This window comes from Halomonas sp. B23F22_3, from assembly GCF_043496965.1.
Lineage (GTDB): Bacteria > Pseudomonadota > Gammaproteobacteria > Pseudomonadales > Halomonadaceae > Halomonas.
The window spans coordinates 586344-604543 of record NZ_JBIEKG010000002.1 but is presented as its reverse complement, the minus strand read 5'-3'; the positions used below and the strand labels follow the sequence as shown (position 1 = coordinate 604543).

Here is an 18200-nt window from a genome sequence, read left to right as displayed (position 1 = left end):
AGCTCAGCGTCAGCGTGCCGGTCACCGTGGCGGCGGTGGTCACCGCGAAGGCCAGCGTGGTGGTGCCGGTATCACCGCTCTCGGTCACCGTCGGCGCATCGGCGATGGCGACCAGCGTGGCCGTGTCGTCCTCCGCGACCGTGCCGGCGGCGGTGTCGGCGGCCGGATCGATGGCGTAGCCCGCCTCGGCCACCTCGGTGATCACCACCGTGATGCTGTCGGGGCCGTCGTCGACGTCGTCGTTGGCCACTTCGAGGCTCAGCGTGCCGACGCCGTCGGTCACGCTCACCGCCTGGGTCTGCGTCGCGCCGCCGTCGACCTGGTAGCTCAGTGTCAGCGTGCCGGTCACCGTGGCGGCGGTGGTCACCGCGAAGGCCAGCGTGGTGGTGCCGGTATCACCGCTCTCGGTCACCGTCGGCGCATCGGCGATGGCGACCAGCGTGGGTCCCGTGGTGATATCCGGCGAGGAGGCCTCGAGATACTGCCAGCGTGCTTCATAGGCGCCCAGCTTCCCGAAATCGTTGGAAGTGACCCCGATCGCCGTCGGTGCCGTTTCATCCAGCAGGTTGTCCAGCACCGCGGCGGGCAGCGTCTCCACCTGCGCCGTGACGAAGCCCTCGGTCGTGACAGAGCGCAGTCCGCCAATGACGGCCCCGGTCGCATCGAAGAGCGTTAGTTCCGGCGTCACCGTGCCCGCCGCCTTGTCAATGATCAGCGTCATCTCGAGCTCTGCGACGTCCTCCAGTCCCAGGCTGGCAACGCTGAACAGGTCATCGAGGGAATAGACCGTGTCGATCCCGACTCCGCTATCCGGGCGCGACCAGATCTGAATGGCGTTGCCCTTGTTGCCCCCGAACACCAGCTTGACCAGCTCGTTCTTCTCCTGGGTGCCGAGGCCGAACACGATGCCCTGTTGGGCATAGTTGGGGATGGTGCTGGTCGACAGCCCCTGGGCCGCCAGGGCCTGCGGGAAGGGATTGTCAAACCGCGAGCTGATCCGCACCTCGTTGATCTCGGCCGCGCTCAGGTCGGCATACTTGATGAAGTCGTTGGCACTGGCCTCCCTGGAGATGTCGCCATCGGAGGTCTGCACCACCAGGTCGCCACCCTCGACGGCGGTGAGCACCGTGGCATCGGTGATGCCTCCGAGCATGCCATCGAAGCCCCCCTCATCCAGCGGCTCGCCGACGGTCTCGAAATCCAGGACGAAAAACGCTGTGTCGTCTTCGCCGAGGCGGATCTGGAAATCGCTTGCGAAGGCCTCGGCAGCATTGCCCGCCTCGTCCAGATAGCCTCCGGCCAGCACCGCCACGCTATAGTCCCCGCCGGGCCAGGCATTGGTATCGGACGGCGGCAAGGCCTGATATAGGATCGTCACCGTCTTGCCATCGGCGCTCACGGCAATGGCATCGCCCTCGGCCAGGCCGACCGAAGCGGGCTCTATTCCCGTAAACGCGAGTTCATCACCCCCGATCGACGCGAGGTCCACGCCTCGATCATCGCTGACCACGACCGTCACGATGAGCGGACTGTCGGCATCGGTGGGAGCCTCGACGCTGATCGAATCGACCACCGGCGGTTGCGTGTCGGGCGACGAGAGCGTCACGCCCAGCTGCTTGATCTCGATGCCGTTGACCTTGGGATTCTGATCGCCGTGCAGGAAGGCGAGGTTCAGGGTGTCATCCGTCGCCTCGAGGACATAGGTCCGTGAAAGGCCGAATCCCAGGATATCGTCCTGGGTCGCCGCCGAACCGAGCAGGGCGCTGGCCTCCTCCACGGGATTGAGGCCCGAGAATGCCTCCGGCACGAAGCCCTCGACCTCGATATCGAAGCGCCGCTCGCCGCTGTAGCCGAAGATGCCGCCCCAGTTCTCGGTGTAATAGACGGTGATCTCGTAGGTATTGCCGGCGGTGACGGGGAAGGCGTACTCGAGCTGCGGGTCGGCGCTGCTGCCGTCATAACGCTCCTCCGTGAACAGCTCCCAGGGAACGATGCCGGCGTTCAGGTAGCTGAGGTCGATCTCCTGCTGCTGGTCCGTTGCCGAACCTCCATAGACGTCGCTTGCATCGCCGACCAGGTAGGCGAAGCCTGGGTCGATGTCTCCCTGCCAGTTGAGCTCCCCGTCCAGGGCCGCCACCGTGTTGCCTCCGGCATTGACCCGGTAGAGGACCGTCTCCGGCTTGTAGGTCACACGCGTACCCGTCGGCGTGGTCTCGATGACGAAGGCCGCGGGGCCATCCAGCGGATCGAAGCCCACAAACTGCTCTCCGGTCAACCTGACGGAAGCCGCGGTGCCGGTATCGGGATCGGTGAAGGTGAGAAGCAAATCGGTGCCATCCAGGGCGTAGCCGACGTGGTTCTCGTCCAGGTAGCTGCCGAGGATAAGCAGCTCGTCGTCGGGGAAGAAGTCCGTGATCACGCTGCCATCGAGGCTATCGACGCTGCCACGGATGCTGTCCGCACCGCCACCGCCGGTAAAGGTGTTATTGCCGGCTCCCGCGATCAACACATTGTCACCGGCATGACCTATCACCTGGAAGTCAGCCGTGGAGCCACTGCCGTCGAAGTTCTCCACGGAATCGGCCAGGGGCGCCAGCACGGTGTCGGTGCCGGTGTAGACGATGGTGTCGATGCCCTCCGTCCCCTCGGTACCGACCTCATCGCCGGTGGTCGCCGCGATATCGTTGCCTCTCGCCTCGATGCTCAGGTGATAGAAGTCGATAGCGGCGAGACCGTCCTCGCTCGCGGCGTCGGCCTCGGAGGTCTCCGCCAGGAAGCCGACCGCCGCTCCCGAGGGCAGGGTCGTGTCGCCATCGCTGATCGAATGGGCACCGGTGAGGATGTCTTGAAGCACACCCGTCGGCAGGCGGAATCCGCCCAGGTCGAGCGAGGTGAGCTGCGGGTCGTCATTCAACTGATAGCCGGCCGCGACGGAAAACCCGTCGGCGATGTCGACCGTCAGGTGCAGATCGACGGTGGCCACGTCACTCTGTGCCAGTTCGGGGGCCGCGACGCGTGTCAGCACCGTGTAGACATCGTCGACCTCATAACCGACCTCAAAGCCCGCAGTCAGGACACCGTCGATGACCACGGCGCCGAAGACCAGCCGCAGAAAGTTCGACTGGGTGCCGTCTCCCAGCATGAAGCCGGTGAGCTGTCCGGCACGAGGCCCCTCGGTGACCGAGGGCACCCAATTCTTGATCTTGGTGGTGAGTATAAGGCGCTCAACATCGGGCGTCGGCCTGATGCCGACGTGCATGGCATCGCGTGCCGAGTTGGCCGTGCCGACCACCGTGCCCCCCGCCACCTTCTTGATCTGGAAAATCGGCGCATTTCCCCCGGGGATGATGTTCCCCCCGAGGTCATAGAGCCCATCTTCCTGCTGATCACTACCGAAGCCCTCCTCGGCCGTCTTGGCATCGCGGTTGGGGGTTACGCCGTCGAGGGCTGCGCCCATCAGGCCGGTATCGAGGATCGTGCCCGGATAGGGACTTCCGGTCGGCTGGAAGTCGAGAAAGATCTGCTCCCCGACGCCTAGATCGAAACCATTGTCGTCGGAAAACTCGAAAGGATCATGCAAATGATCGACCCCGTCGAGATCATGGTCAGTGGGATCGCTCACCACGCTCCCGGCCAGGGGAACAGTGCCGTTATTGGGCTGGAGGATTTCGATGAAGGGCCCGTTCTGCTTGAACACCGTGGTCCAGATGGACCCCTGGAAGGCGGTCTGACCATCGAAGGCCGTGAGATCATCACCGATCGACGCAAGCCCCAGCGGGGCGCCGCTCACCGAAATGATGGTGCGCTCCTCGGCCAGCGTCTGCCCGCTGCTGCCGATGGTGGTCTGCATCACGCCGTCGGCATCGCGCCCCATCACGATCAGGGTGCCCTGGTTGAGGCTGGCGGCCAGGATCGCGCCCGACATCTTGATGCCGTTCTCGGGATCGTCGAGCAGCGTCGAGGTGTACTCCGTCAGGCCGTTGATCGACCCCTTGCCGGAATCCAGCGCTCCGTCCGTGAAGCCCCCCTCGCGATAGTCGCCCTCGACGGGATTGATACTGGCCACCACGCTATCGAAGTCGGCTGGCATGCCGCTGTCGCCAAGCACCGTCTCGCCGTTGATGGTGGCGGGGTCTCCGGGATGCTCAACGACGAGATAGGCGTTCCCTGCGTCGGTGATGTAGTAGTGCTCACCCGGTACCACGCCGATCAGGCGACCGGTCAGTTCGCCCGCACCCACCGAACCGTACTGACTCTCCACCTGACTCAACCAATCATGCACAGCGGCGAAGTCGCTGGTTCCCGGTCCGTCTTTGTCGACGCTGGAGAGCAGCAGGTAGGCATCCTCGACGCCGTCCTTGGGCGTGAAGAGTATTCCCGACTGGCCACCACTGGCCCGGGTAGGGTTAGGATGCCCCCCGTAGACCAGAGTCAGGGTCTCGGCCGTATCGGGATCCGTCCATTCGTAGGTGGCGGCATCACCCTGTCCCGCGGACAGAAGCCGCCCCTCGAGGTCGTCGGAACGCGTCACCTCATGGAACTGGTCGTAATTCTTGGGACTCCACGCCTCCAGATTGATGGTGTCGCCGGTATTCACGTCACCGTTGTTGAGGTTGGTGGCGATGTAGCCTAGCAGCTGCGTGTAATCCAGCGTGCCGCCGTCGTCGCCCGCCTCGCCGATCGGCCGGCCGCCCCAGCTGTTGTTGGCGCCGTTGTCATAGGTCCAGACACGACCATCCTCGGTGACCTCGACGTCGTAGGCGTTGCGATAGCCGGCCGAATAGATCTGCACGGGTCCATCGGGGTCGATCTTGCCCGCATTCAGGCCGTCGTTGCCGCCGAAGGGATCGCTGTCGTCAAACGTCCCGATTCGGGTCGGGTCGTCCAGGGTGGGAATGTCATAAACATAGGCGCGACCGGTAAGCGGATCGGTGAACACCGGCATACTCTTGAGCTGGTCTAGATCCACCTCAAGGATGGCCGCGCTGTAGGCGGTCTCCTGCTGGCCGGCAAAGTTGTTGGAGGGGGCACCGGTATTGGTGTTGCCTCCGTTGGCGACGATCATCCGCTCGCTGACCAGGCGGCCGGTCTCATCGAGTTCCTGGATGATCTCCAGTCCGTTCAGCGCATGGTTCTCCTCCGATCGCGCCAGGCCTCGAACCAGATCGACGGCCGTCCAGCCAGTCTCCGTCTGGTCGATACGAGTGATGACACCTGAATTCGTGTCTAGGCCGGAATCGTTGCCGTCGCCGCCGGCGCCGATACGGCTATCGCTGGAGGTGACGTAGAGGGTCACCGCCGGCTTGCCGTCGATGATCACCGGAAAACCATCGGCATCGTACTGCGGCACGACATCGATACCGGTCACCTGGCGGGCGCTTCCGGCCGAAGGCGTGCCGTCATCGTTGAAGTTGGGGATCGAGGTGACCAGGTCCACCGTCTCTGCCGCAGTCACATAGAAAACGCTCGTGGGATCGCCATCGGTGGGATCCTTGTCCCCGAAGGCCACCGTCAAGACCTTGACGCTGCCCGACACCTCGGTCACGTAGAGACGGCCGTCGGCACCCCACACCAAGGCCGTGGGCTGGCTCAGGTTCACGACCCCGTTGAGATCCAGGCCGCTCTTGGAAAAGTTGTCGGTCACCATGGCATCACCTCGAACCACTTGACGGGACGAGCCCCCTACACCACCGGCATCGCGTCGTGCCGGTCCTTGAAGACAGAAAACCTACATCTGACAACATAATGTTACACAGGCACCCGTCACGGCACGGTGGGTTTTTTCCCCGCTGACATGGTGAAAATGCTGAATGCGTGGCCCCTGGCGACGGTGGGAGAACCCACGCTCGAAATGAGCCCCAACACATCAGCCATCCGACTGAGCGGCTTTCATACCTCAGTCAGGCGAGAGCGTCGTCAGGCGCACCGCTCATGACGTCTTTCCTGGTGCCTGGGCGGGAGGTGCCTCTCCTGTTGGCTCGGGCGGCGAGCCGCCACGGATGGCCGCCACGCGCGTCTGGGACGACGTCTTGCCGCGGCGCTGCTGGGGGAACCTCGCATACTGCGCCAGTACCTTGTCGCGCGTGCCGAAAACGTCCATCCGCCCCTCCTTGAGCACCAGCAGCTTGTCCATGTAGCGAAGTACGCCCGCACCGTGGCTGACGACGAACAGCGTCACGCCGTCGGCCTTGAGCTGGCGAATCGCTGCAGCCAGGGCGCGATCGCCGGCGTCGTCGAGATTGGCATTGGGCTCGTCGAGCACCACCAGGACCGGATCGCCGTAGAGGGCGCGCGCCAGGCCGATACGCTGACGCTGCCCGCCGGAGAGCGTGCCGCCAGCAGACGAGAGGTAGGTATCGTAGCCATCGCTCAGCTTCAGGATCATCTCGTGCACGCCCGCTTTCCTGGCGGCGGACACCACCCGCTCGGCCTCCACCGGGCCAAAGCGCGCGATGTTCTCGCCGATGGTGCCGTCGAAGAGCTCGATGTCCTGGGGAAGATAGCCGACCCAGGGGCCCAACTCCTCCCGCTGCCACTGGCTCATCTCGACCCCGTCGAGACGCACGCTGCCGGACTGGACCGGCCAGACACCGAGCAGCACCCGGGCCAGGGTCGACTTGCCCGCGGCACTCGGTCCGATGATGCCGACGTGCTCGCCCTTGGCCACACGGAAAGCGATCCCCTGGAGGATCGGTTGATCGTCACCGGGGGCCGTCGCGGCGACGCCCTCGATGACCATCCTGCCCATAGGTGGCGGCAGCGACATGCCGAGAGGCGCCGCATGGAAGCGGATCAGCAGGTCATTCAGGCGAGCGTAGGCGCCTCGGGCATTCACGAAGCCCTTCCAGCTACCGATCATCTGGTCGACGGGGGCCAGCGCTCGACCCATGATGATCGAGCCGGCAATCATCATCCCCGGCGTCAGGCTGCCCGCCAGCACCAGATAGGCCCCCAGACCGAGTATCATCGACTGGAAGAACAGCCGTAGTATTTTCGCGGCGTTGGTCAACGAGCCGGCGCGGTCGCTGGCCAACGACTGACCCGACAAGTAGCGATGGTGCTTGTCGGCCCAGCGCCCCATGATCGCCGGCAGCATGCCCATGGCATGCAGCACCTCGGCATTGCGCAGGTTAGCGGTCGCCAGATCCTGGGCCTTGATGTGCTGACCGTTGGCCGACGCCAGCAGGGCCTTGGTGCTCAGCTCGTTGGCGACGGCCAGCGCCAGCAGCACCACGGCGGCGAAGCTGGCAAACAAACCAAGCCACGGATGGAACAGGAACAGCAGGCCGAGATAGACCGGTACCCAGGGGGCATCGAAGAAGGCAAACAGGCCCTGGCCGGTCAGGAACTGACGCAGGGAGGTCAGGTCGTTCAGCGGCTGGGCACTCTGACGCTCGCGCTGGAAGAGGCTGCGGCGGAACATGGCGCTGTAGAGGCGCGCATGAATCCGTATGTCCAGGCGATTGCCCACCCTGACCAGGATCCTCGAGCGCACCAGCTCGAGCCCGCCCATGACCAGGAAGAAGAAGCCGAGCACCAGGGTCAGCATCAGCAGTGTCTCGACGCTCTGGGTGGAGAGCACCCGATCGTAGACCTGCAGCATATACAGCGGGGGAGCCAGCATCAGCAGGTTGATGAACAGGCTGAAGAGCCCCACCGAGACGAAGGACTGTCGGCAGGCCTGAAGGGCACGCTGAAGATCGGTACGCTGGTCTGACGGATGCATGGGCTTTCCCTGACGTGACAACCTGCCGATGGGCGCCTAGCGACGCGCCGCCCGCTTCATCACGCGGGTCAGCACCGCACAGGTCCTATCGACCTCCGCCGCGGTGAGGGTGGGATGACACAGGAACATCAGCGAGGTCTCGCCGAGCTCATGCGCCACCGGAAGCGGCGCTGCGGGGCGCCATCCGGTGTCGTCGAAGGCCCGCTCGCGATAGACCTCGGAGCAGGAGCCGGCAAAGCAAGGCACGCCTCCGGCGTTGATCTCGGCCATGATCCGATCGCGGTGCCAACCGTTGGCGAGTCGCTCGGGCTCGATGAAGACATAGCACTTGTAGCCGGCATGCTCGACATGGTCCGGCGGGAGGGGCACGCGCAGGGCCGGGGCATCGCCTGCGGCGTGCCAGATCCGTGCCGCATTGGCACGGCGCGCCACGCTCCATTCCGGCATGCGGGTCAACTGGAGGCGTCCGATCGCGGCCTGCATCTCGGTCAACCGCCAGTTGGTGCCGAAGCCGTCGTGCAGCCAGCGAAACCCGGGCGGATGCTCGCGCTCATAGACCGCTTCCCAGCTCTTGCCATGGTCCTTGTAGGCCCACATTATCTTCCACAGCGCCCCGTCGTTGGTGGTGACCATGCCTCCCTCACCTCCGGTCGACATGATCTTGTCCTGGCAGAATGACCAGGCGCCGACGTGGCCGAGGCCACCGATGCTCCTGCCCCGGTAGCACGCGCCGTGGGCCTGGGCGCAATCCTCGATGACGCTTAGGCCATGCCGATCGGCGATCGCCATCAAGGCATCCATGTCGCACGGCCAGCCGGCCAGGTGCACCGCGATGATCGCGCGGGTGCGCGGCGTGAGGCACCGCTCTACATCGCGGGGATCGAGGGTCTGGGAATCGCCATCCACGTCGGCGAACACCGGGATCGCCCCGACGGCGACGATGCAGGAGGCCGAGGCCAGGAACGATCGCGGACTGACGATCACCTCGTCTCCCACGCCGATGCCCAGCCCTCTCAGGGCCAGCTCGAGAGCGGTCGTGCCGTTGCTCACGGCGATCGCATACTCGGTGCCGGCGAAGCGTGCGAACTCGCGCTCGAACTCGCGCCCCTCGTTGCCGGTCCAGTAGTTGACCCGGTTGGAGAGCAGCACTCGCTGCACGGCCAGGGCCTCCTCCTTGGTGAAGGCCGGCCAGGGAGAACAGGAAGGCGATTCCATGTCGTCACTCCTCCATTGAGGATCGTACTGGCTGATGATCATTCCGGCGTTGAAGTGAGGGATCCATCGTGTCGCCCTCTGGATAGCGGCCGGGCGGGGACGCCCACCACCGTCTGGCCATCTGCCACATCGCTCACCACGACGGCCCCGGCTCCCACCATGACGTCCTCGCCGAGGCACAGGCCCTGGCGGACCACGGCACCGACGCCGAGCCAGCTGAACGCCCCCACCGACACTTCGCCGGCCAGGTGCCCCCCCGGAGCCACATGCACGGCATTCGCCAACCGGCAGTCGTGATCCACGGTCGACGCGGTATTGACGATGCAGCCTCGCGCCAGCGTCGCGAAGGCGTTGATCACCGCCCCACCCACCACCACACAGCCCGGCGAGAGCCTGGCGAAAGGGCTGACCACCGCCCGCGGATGGACCAGGGTGGCCAGGGACGCTCCCTGCCGAAACAGGGCCTCGAGCCTGGCATCGCGCGTGCGGTTATCCCCGATCGCCACGACCGTCGCCTCGAAGCGATCGAGATCGCCAAGCAGCGTCTGGAAGCTGCCTATCACTGGCCAGAGCGCCACGGACGACCGTTCGGGATAGGCATCGTCATAGAAGCCAATCTCGCGCCAGCCGCACTGCAGGGCAATGTCCGCCACCACCTTGCCATGACCGCTCGCGCCGAGGATCGCCAGGCGTCCCTTGCTACTCACGCTGGCTCCCCCGGAAACGCGGCATGGTCGACTCGCCGGCAGCCGCTATCCCCTCGCGTCTGACGCTCTTTACCAGCGTCAGGCAGAGGATCTTCAGATCCAGCCACAGGCTGCAGTGCTCCACGTACCAGAGGTCGTGCTCGAACTTCTCCTCCCAGCCGATGGCGTTTCGGCCGTTGACCTGCGCCCAGCCGGTAATGCCCGGCCTGACGCGATGGCGTCTTGCCTGTCGCGGGGTGTACAACGGCAGGTACTCCATCAGCAGCGGCCGCGGGCCGACGAGGCTCATCTCTCCCTTCACGACATTCCAGAGCTCCGGCAGCTCATCCAGGCTGGTGGAGCGCAGCCACAGGCCGAACGGAGTGAGCCGCTCTTCGTCGAGCAAGGCATTGCCCTGGTGGTCGATGGCATCGCGCATGGTACGAAACTTCATCAGCGTGAAAGGGGCACCGCCGAGACCAGGACGCCGCTGGCAAAACAGCACCGGGGTGCCCAGCCGCCAGCGAACCAACAGCGCCACCACCAGCAACACTGGCGAGAGCAGCATCAGTGCGGCGAGCGCGACGACGATATCGAGCAGGCGTTTCGGCATGACTGGCCCCCATGACAAGCTTCCAAACACTCCACTCCACGCAATGTTCGGCGGACTAGGATCGCCCTGCCGTCGCAAGCGTGGGCGGGAGCGACGGTGTCGATGCCCTAACGCCCATGGCCTCGAGCATCGTGGCGTTGACCTTGTGGACGTCGAAGCGCGATTCGGCGATCTCCCGGGAGCGCCGTCCCATCTCGGCGATGCGTTGTGGTTCATCGATGAAGCGCTGCATCGCCTCGGCCAGGGCCTCGACCGCCTGGATCGGCACAAGATAGCCGTTGTCACCGTCGATCACGGTTTGCCGGCATCCCGGCGCATCGGTGGTGATGATCGCCCGGCCCATCGCCATGGCCTCCAGCACGGTACGCGGGGTGCCCTCTCGGTAGCTGGGCAACACGTAGACGCTGCTGTCCGCGATGGCGGGTCGCACGTCGTCGCGATGCCCCAGGTAATCGATGTCGCCGGCGGCGACCCACTCCGCCAGCTCACCCGACCCGATGCCATCGGGATGCTCGTCCAGAGCCCCGACCAGGCGAAATACAACCTCGGGATGGCGTCGTCGCACCCGCCTCGCGGCCGCGACGTACTCCCGTATCCCCTTGTCACCCAGCAGACGGGCAATCAGCAGGAAACGCGGTGTCCCCTGCGGGAGCGGCACCTGGGAAAAATGCGACAGCTCGACCCCTGAGCCGTCCACCACGGTGACGGGCGTCGAGTCTTCGATGATGCCCAGCGCCTGAAATAGCGCGTGATCGTCGGGGTTCTGGAAGAACACCCGCTGGGTGCGCCCCAGCGCGGAGCCGTACAGGCCTCTCACCAGGCGCTGAATCAGGGCGCGTTTCCCGGACGCCTCGCCGGTGAAGGCGTAACCCAGGCCGGTGATCAGCGCGAAGCGCCGCGGCACGCCGGACAGCCACGCCGCCAGCGTGCCGTAAATCACCGGCTTGATCGTATAGCCCAGCACCGCATCGGGTTTAACCTCTCTCATCAGCCGCTGCAGTCCGGCGAGTGCCAGCAGATCGGCCAGCGGATTGATCCCGGTGCGGTGCAGGGGCGCCTCGTGGACGCTCACGCCCCAGGCCTCGAGAATCTGGCGCATCGTCGAGGACGAGAGGCCAGGCGCCGCGGCATGCACCTCCAGCCCGGCCTCGTTCAACGCGCGCAGCAGCGGTCCACGAAAGTTGATCAACGAAGGAGCGTAGCCCGCCACCACGAGGATCCGGTCGCCCGCTTCGAGGGGATCATGTGCCATGACCGTGTCCCGTTTCGGCATGTTGAGTGAGCGTCGTACCGCGTGAGTGGAAGAAGGTCAGGTACCAGGGCATCGCCTGGCGTATGCCCTCGCGAAGCGTGTGGGTCGGCTCGAAACCAAGCTGAGCGCGCGCCTTGCCGATATCGGCCAGAGAGTGGCGAACGTCGCCGGCGCGAAAGTCGCGATACACCGGCGGCCTCGAGTAGATGACGCCCTGCTCGGCCAGGGCGTCACGAATGTTCGCGAAGAGCTGGTTGAGCGTGGTGCGAGCCCCGACCGCCACATTGAAGACGCCCCCTTGGGACGCCGCCGGCGCCATGGCCGCCAGCAGGTTCGCCTGCACGGCATTCTCGATGTAGCAGAAGTCGCGGCTCGACTCGCCGTCACCATTGATGTGCACGACCTCGTCGGTCAGCATCGCCCCGGCCCACTTGGGAATCACCGCCGCGTAGGCCCCGTCGGGATTCTGCCGCCTGCCGAAGACGTTGAAGTAGCGCAGCCCGATTGCCGAGACCCCGTAGGTCGCCTGGAAGACCTCGGCATAGAGCTCGTTGACCACCTTGGTTACCGCATAGGGCGACAGAGGGCGACCGATGCGCTCCTCGATCTTGGGAAGCGCCGGATGATCGCCATAGGTCGAGCTGGAGGCCGCATAGACGAAGCTCTCCACGCCGGCGTCCCGCACGGCTACCAGCAGATTGAGGAAGCCGCTCACGTTGGTGGCATTGGTGGCCAGCGGGTCGGCGATGGAGCGCGGCACGGACCCCAGGGCCGCCTGGTGCAACACGTGCATGACCGGTCGGCCGTCGGGGCGCAGGGCATCGCGGCACGCCGAGGCGTCCTGGATATCCCCCTCGATGAAGGTGAATCGCGCCCATTGCGCGGCGCTGACTCGTCCCTGTACCTCGTCCAGGTGGCGACGAAAACCGGTCGAGAAGTTATCGAGGCCCACCACCCGCTGATCGAGCCCGAGCAGGGTCTCCAGCAGGTTGCTGCCGATGAAGCCTGCACATCCCGTCACCAGCCAGGTGCGCGGCCTGCGCTTGAGCTCATCCAATACGGTCCGATAACGATTCATGGCAGTGGTCATCCCGGTGGAGGAGCGATGGTTACAGGCGCAGGTCAACGGACTCGCGTGCGAAGACGTACTTCAGGTCGAAAAGCAGATGACCCGGCCTGCCCCAGGCACGAATGGCCTCGATCCCGAGTTCGCGAAACGCCTGGTGGGCCACGGCGACGATGATCGCGTCGTAGCCGCCGGACATGGGCATGGCCACCATCTGGATGCCATAGTCGTTAAGCGCCTGCGCGGGGTCGGCATGGGGGTCGTGCACGTCCACCTTGAGGTGGTAATCCTCCAGTTCGTGGACGATGTCCACGACGCGGGTATTGCGGATATCCGGGCAGTTCTCCTTGAAGGTCAGCCCGAGCACCAGCACGCGCGCGCAGTCGGTCTTCATCTCGCGCTTGAGCATCTGCTTGACCAGCTGACCCGAGACGTAGCCGCCCATGCCGTCGTTGATCCGTCGACCGGAGAGGATCACCTCGGGGTGATAACCCAGCTGCTGCGCCCGGTAGGTCAGGTAGTAGGGGTCGACCCCGATGCAGTGTCCGCCGACCAGGCCGGGCCGGAAGGGCAGGAAGTTCCACTTGGTGCCGGCAGCCTCCAGCACCTCCTCGGTATCGATCCCGAGACGGTTGAAGATCATCGCCAGCTCGTTGATCAGCGCGATGTTCACATCTCGCTGGGTGTTCTCGATCACCTTGGCGGCCTCGGCAACCAGGATGGAGCTTGCGCGGTAGGTGCCGGCCTGAATGACGCTGCCATAGAGGGACTCCACGAAGTCGGCAGTCTCGGGCGTGGAGCCGGAGACCACCTTGCGAATGCTGGTGACCCGGTGCAGCTTGTCGCCCGGATTGATCCGCTCCGGGCTGTAGCCGGCGAAGAAATCGTGGTTGAAACGCAGACCGGACTCCGTCTCGATGATCGGGACGCACTCCTCCTCCGTCGCCCCGGGGTAGACAGTGGATTCGAAGATGGCCACGTCACCCTTGCCGATCACCCGCCCGATCAGTTGGCTGGCACGCTGCAGGGGGCCCAGGTCGGGGCGATGGCTGGCATCGATGGGCGTGGGCACAGTAACGATATAGACGTTGCACTCGCGCAGGGCGGACTCGTCGCTGGCGAAGGTCAGCCCCGTGGCGGCGGCCAGGTCGCTCTCCTCGACCTCCCGGGTATGGTCGAGATGGTCGCGAAGCTCGCTGATCCGCTGCTGGTCGATATCGAAACCGACCGTGGCGAAGCGCTTGCCGAACTCGACCGCTAGGGGCAGGCCCACGTAACCAAGGCCGATCACACCCAACCTGATGTTTTCGATATTCATCTTTGATTATCCATTATGCTAAGTCAGCCATCATATGTATATGTATAGCCGGAGCACTTAACACATCTCTTCCGGCCCCCAACCCATCATTTACTGACGACTTAATGATCTTTTTTTATATCAACACCATAATCATTTGAATGACTGAAGAAATCGTCAAAAACTTTTAGTGCAGAATTCATATCGAAGACACCAGAAGTAACGCCCGGCCAGTGAGCCGCCTCATCACGACGAACGAAACTAATGACTCTTATAGGGATCCGGTCTCCCGCCAAGACGCGGGCAATAGCTTGACGATGCTGTCCCGAGTAGGCAAACCATCGCCAGCGGCCATCGGGATGTATCAATACGGCGGCTCGTATATCGCCATCCCCATTATCATGTCGACAATAACCCCGTCGTCGAATAGACGAAACCAGCCTGGCCATTCTCTCCACCTCTATCTCCAATCCTTTCTCAGTAATTGGCCCACAAAACTTCCAATCAAAATCAATGACCTTTTCTGATCCCCAGCAACTAGGACCATCCTTTGACTTACGGTTCTCGCGCTCATTTCTTAATTGAATGGGATCACGATAGTCCCACGGCCAAAACGACATCCCAGCAGGCACTTCACTAAGGGTCCGGGCCTTGCTTGGGTCTAATTTAAAAAACTCCGCAGCATTGTTTGGCTGCCAAGCGACATAAAATTTCCTGAGCCCCTCTCTCAGCAACGTCTTTTCATGGCCAGGTGTGTAATATGCTTCTCGAATTACCGACGACAGCGAGTCAACCATACCTCTCGGATGGTCAAGATAGCTGACTCCAAAAGAAACTGGCGCACTAATGAGCAGCGAGCGAAATGGGTAACGGTAGTATATATCTAGTAAATCCCCCGAAAAGTTTCGCAAATCGACGGGGCGACACTTCCTCGTCGGAATGATTGTGTAACCCGTCCTCTGCACCCACTGGAACACAAATCTCTTTATCGCCAACAAATCCATGTTCATTAACCTTATCACCAACCTTTATTTGACCGACCTTGGCATTGGCTCGAGCAATGCCCCTAACGGCACGGCGGCCTGATCATCGTCCAGCGACTCGACGCCGTCATGTCGCACTTGCAGGCACAGCTGCCTCTCTTCCCAGACCAGGTCGGCGACGGCATCGGCGGGCCGGTAGTCCAGCGGAGCGGTCTCCAGCAGCCGGCGGATGGCCAGATAGTCGGTGGCGTCCAGGGCCCGCTCGAGCTCCTCGAGCAGGGCCTTTAGCCGCGGCCACTCCCAGAAGCGCTCGCGACACCGCATGATCCGATGATGGCGCGTCTCCTCCACGTCATCGCCGATCAGCAGCTCCTCAAAGAGCTTCTCGCCGGGCCGAAGCCCGGTGTGCACGATCTCGATGTCACCATCTGGGTGCTCGGGGTCTTTCACCTCGAACCCCGAGAGCCGGATCATGTTCACCGCCAGGTCCCGGATGCGCACCGGCTCTCCCATGTCGAGCACGAAGACCTCCCCGCCCCTCGCCATGGACCCCGCCTGGATGACCAGCAGTGCGGCCTCGGGAATGGTCATGAAGAAGCGGGTGATCTCGGGATGCGTGACCCTGACCGGCCCGCCCTGCTCGATTTGGCGACGGAACACCGGCACCACCGAGCCGCTCGAGCCGAGCACGTTACCGAAGCGCACCATGCAGAAGCGCGTGGGACCGCCGAGATGGGCGAAGGCCTGGCAGATCAGCTCGGTAAGACGCTTGGAGGCGCCCATGGCATTGGTGGGCCGCACGGCCTTGTCGGTGGAGACCATCACGAAGCTCTCCACCCCGTGGCGCATGGCCACCCGTGCGAGGTTGAGCGTGCCGAAGACGTTGTTGCGAATGCCCTCGATCAGGTTGTACTCGACCATGGGGACATGCTTGTAGGCCGCGGTGTGATAAACGGTATTGACCTCGAAGGTGGCGAAGATCGTTTCCAGGGCCGTCAGGCACTGCACCGAGACCAGCAACGGCTTGAGCTCGCTCCCCGACTTGCCCACCGCCGGTTCCTGCAGCAGCTCCTGCTCGATGGCGTGCAGGGCGAACTCGCTGTTGTCGACGAGCAATAGCCGCGCGGGATGCTGAGCGATGATCTGGCGACACAGCTCGCTTCCGATCGAGCCCCCTGCCCCGGTCACCATCACCGATTTGCCACGAATGTCGGCATCCAGCAGGTCGGCGAAGGGCGGAACGGGCTCGCGACCGAGCAAATCCTCCAGGGCCACGTCCCGCACCTCCGAGATACGGGCTCGGCCGTCAATCACATCGGCCATGCCGGGGATGGTCTTGACCGGCACCGGCAGGGCGGACAGGCGGTGCAGGATGTCGCGACGTCGGCAGCGGGGCGCGCTGGGAATGGCCAGCAGCACCATGGCCGCCCGATGCTCCTCCACCAGCGCCTCCAGGGCCGCCGGCCGGTGGACGCGCAGCCCCTCGACCTCCGTTCCCTCGAGGCCGCGCCAGTCGTCGACGAAGGCGACCGGCTGGTAGTCACTGCCATGTCGCAGGGCCGTCACCAGCTCGCTGCCGGCGGCGCCGGCCCCGTAGATCACCACCGGCCGGCGCCACTGGCGATGACTGAGCAGGTAGAGCTCCCGCAGCAGGAAACGCCCGCCCCCCATGCCCAGCAGCAGGACCAGCCCGTAGACCACGATCACCGGTCCACTCAGCGGCGCCGGCATCAGCCAGCCGATCGCCATCAGCACCAGCAGGGAAACGGTGACTGCCTCGAGCAGGACCCGCACCGTGGCATGGTTCATGTAACGGATCACCAGGCGGTAGAGGCCCATGCGCTGAAAGACCAGCAGGCTGGTCACCGCCACCAGGGCGCAGGTCAGCCACAGCCGGGCATCCCCCAGCGGCTGCAGCGACTCGACGTGCAGCATGGTCGACAGCTGCAGGCTGGCCGCCACCGTCACTCCATCCAAGACGAACAGGAACCGGCGCTTGAGACATCTCGGGAGTCGCACCAAGGTCTTCAGGGACAGCGCCTTCAAGGACAGGGCCTGTGTGGACAGCGTCTTCATGGATATCGCCACCCGAATCTCCTTGCGTATCACCTCATCATCGGCACGGGCGCACATCGTGTATCCGCGCCCTCCAGATCGCTCATCTCAGCTGGCGGGAAGACAACGCCGCCTCGTCCCATCGGTCGGGCAGGCGGTGGTAGAGGTGCCAGCAGAGCGTCAACATCACCCAGAAGAGCGTGGTGCGCAGGCCGTTATGGGTGACCGAGTACAGCAAGGGGCCGGCCAGGCCGACCCAGACATACAGCGGGGCCCGCCACACCGCCGCGGCGAGAAGCACCAGGAAGAGCCCCAGGCCGGGCAGGCCATAGGCGAACAGCATGTTGATGAATGAGGAATGGATCTCGTGACTGTCGTGGGGGGCGAAACGCTGACGCTCCGCTTCCCCCGCCCCGAGAATCGCGTAGTGGGGAAAGTTGAGCAGGCGGTCAAACTGACGCTCCTCGACCATGCGATCCACCTTGGTGGGGGCCATATCCAGGCGTGCCGTCAAGTTATGCTGCACCTGCCCTCCCGACTGTAAATCGATCACCAGCAGCAGGGCGCAGAGCCCGGCGACCACCACCGACAGCCGCAGCAGCTGCTTGAAGCTCACGACGTTGGCCAGTGCCCAGGCCAATGCCACCAGGGTGAGCCCGCCCAGGGCCGCCAGCGATGAGGCGGCAAAGATGCCCACCAGCGCCGCGCCGAGGCCGACCAGCGTCGTGAGTCGCATGCGGGGGTGGAAGTCATCGAGTAGCATCAGAATCACGATGCCGCACAGCGAGAAGAAGGCCAGCTGGTTGGGATTGTTGAAGCTGCCAGTCGTGCGACCGCTGCCCAGCGCCAGTTGCACCATCACCTGGCTGGCCGAGATCAACAGCGCGAGGGAAAGTGCCGTGCGAATCAGCCCGTGGACCTTGTCGCCGTAGACGCCGAGGAGTCGCAGCAGCGCCATGCCGATCAGGAAATTGAAGAGGAAGAAGGCCACGTGGATGAAGAACGCCGTCGACTGCGTGACCAGGGTCCAGGTCAAACACACCAGCAGGATCCACACCAGCATCAGGCCCCAGGCCAGGGCGAAGGGCGAGAGCACGAGCTCATCGTCCCGCAGTGCCATGGCGACCATGACCGCGGCGAATGCCAGCAGGATGAAGTCGGCCGGCTGAGGCTGGCCGCTAGGAAATAGGTAGAGACTCGATAGCGAAAGCCCCAAGGCCATCAATAGTGCAGCGATCAGGTTCATGATGCTCTGCCTCGGTGATTACGACGCTTTGGCAAACACTTGGGCGCTGGCGCAAAAACAG

The 18200-nt window shown here is 64.1% G+C and carries 11 protein-coding genes; all 11 read right to left on the bottom strand.

What is annotated here, in order from left to right; all coding sequences use genetic code 11:
* The coding region (locus ACGTNG_RS06370; protein WP_394576163.1) for a malectin domain-containing carbohydrate-binding protein at window positions 1-5647 on the bottom strand (5647 nt) is incomplete at its 3' end.
* A gap of 282 nt (window positions 5648-5929) precedes the next feature.
* Window positions 5930-7726, bottom strand: a complete 1797-nt coding sequence (locus tag ACGTNG_RS06365; protein ID WP_394576161.1) for a type I secretion system permease/ATPase — start codon at window positions 7724-7726, stop codon at window positions 5930-5932.
* Window positions 7727-7762: 36 nt separating this feature from the next.
* Window positions 7763-8941: a DegT/DnrJ/EryC1/StrS family aminotransferase gene (locus tag ACGTNG_RS06360; RefSeq protein ID WP_394576160.1), complete on the bottom strand. Its 1179-nt coding sequence runs from the start codon at window positions 8939-8941 to the stop codon at window positions 7763-7765.
* A gap of 38 nt (window positions 8942-8979) precedes the next feature.
* Window positions 8980-9648, bottom strand: coding sequence for an acetyltransferase (locus ACGTNG_RS06355; RefSeq protein WP_394576158.1), 669 nt, complete (start codon window positions 9646-9648; stop codon window positions 8980-8982).
* A complete protein-coding gene (locus ACGTNG_RS06350) occupies window positions 9641-10240 on the bottom strand; it encodes a sugar transferase (protein WP_394576157.1) in 600 nt (199 codons plus the stop codon). The genes ACGTNG_RS06355 and ACGTNG_RS06350 overlap by 8 nt, the downstream gene beginning before the upstream one ends.
* 55 nt (window positions 10241-10295) lie before the next feature.
* A complete protein-coding gene (locus ACGTNG_RS06345; protein WP_394576156.1) occupies window positions 10296-11513 on the bottom strand; it encodes a glycosyltransferase family 4 protein in 1218 nt (405 codons plus the stop codon).
* Entirely contained in the window at window positions 11482-12570 is a 1089-nt protein-coding gene (locus ACGTNG_RS06340; protein ID WP_394576155.1) for an SDR family oxidoreductase, read from the bottom strand. The genes ACGTNG_RS06345 and ACGTNG_RS06340 overlap by 32 nt, the downstream gene beginning before the upstream one ends.
* Before the next feature lie 31 nt (window positions 12571-12601).
* A complete protein-coding gene (gene tviB / locus ACGTNG_RS06335) occupies window positions 12602-13876 on the bottom strand; it encodes a Vi polysaccharide biosynthesis UDP-N-acetylglucosamine C-6 dehydrogenase TviB (RefSeq protein ID WP_394576154.1) in 1275 nt (424 codons plus the stop codon).
* A gap of 101 nt (window positions 13877-13977) precedes the next feature.
* A complete protein-coding gene (locus ACGTNG_RS06330) occupies window positions 13978-14652 on the bottom strand; it encodes a hypothetical protein (protein WP_394576153.1) in 675 nt (224 codons plus the stop codon).
* Between the two features lie 231 nt (window positions 14653-14883).
* Entirely contained in the window at window positions 14884-16914 is a 2031-nt protein-coding gene (locus tag ACGTNG_RS06325; RefSeq protein ID WP_394576152.1) for a polysaccharide biosynthesis protein, read from the bottom strand.
* A gap of 82 nt (window positions 16915-16996) precedes the next feature.
* Window positions 16997-18139: an O-antigen ligase family protein gene (locus ACGTNG_RS06320; protein ID WP_394576151.1), complete on the bottom strand. Its 1143-nt coding sequence runs from the start codon at window positions 18137-18139 to the stop codon at window positions 16997-16999.
* Window positions 18140-18200: the final 61 nt, after the last annotated feature.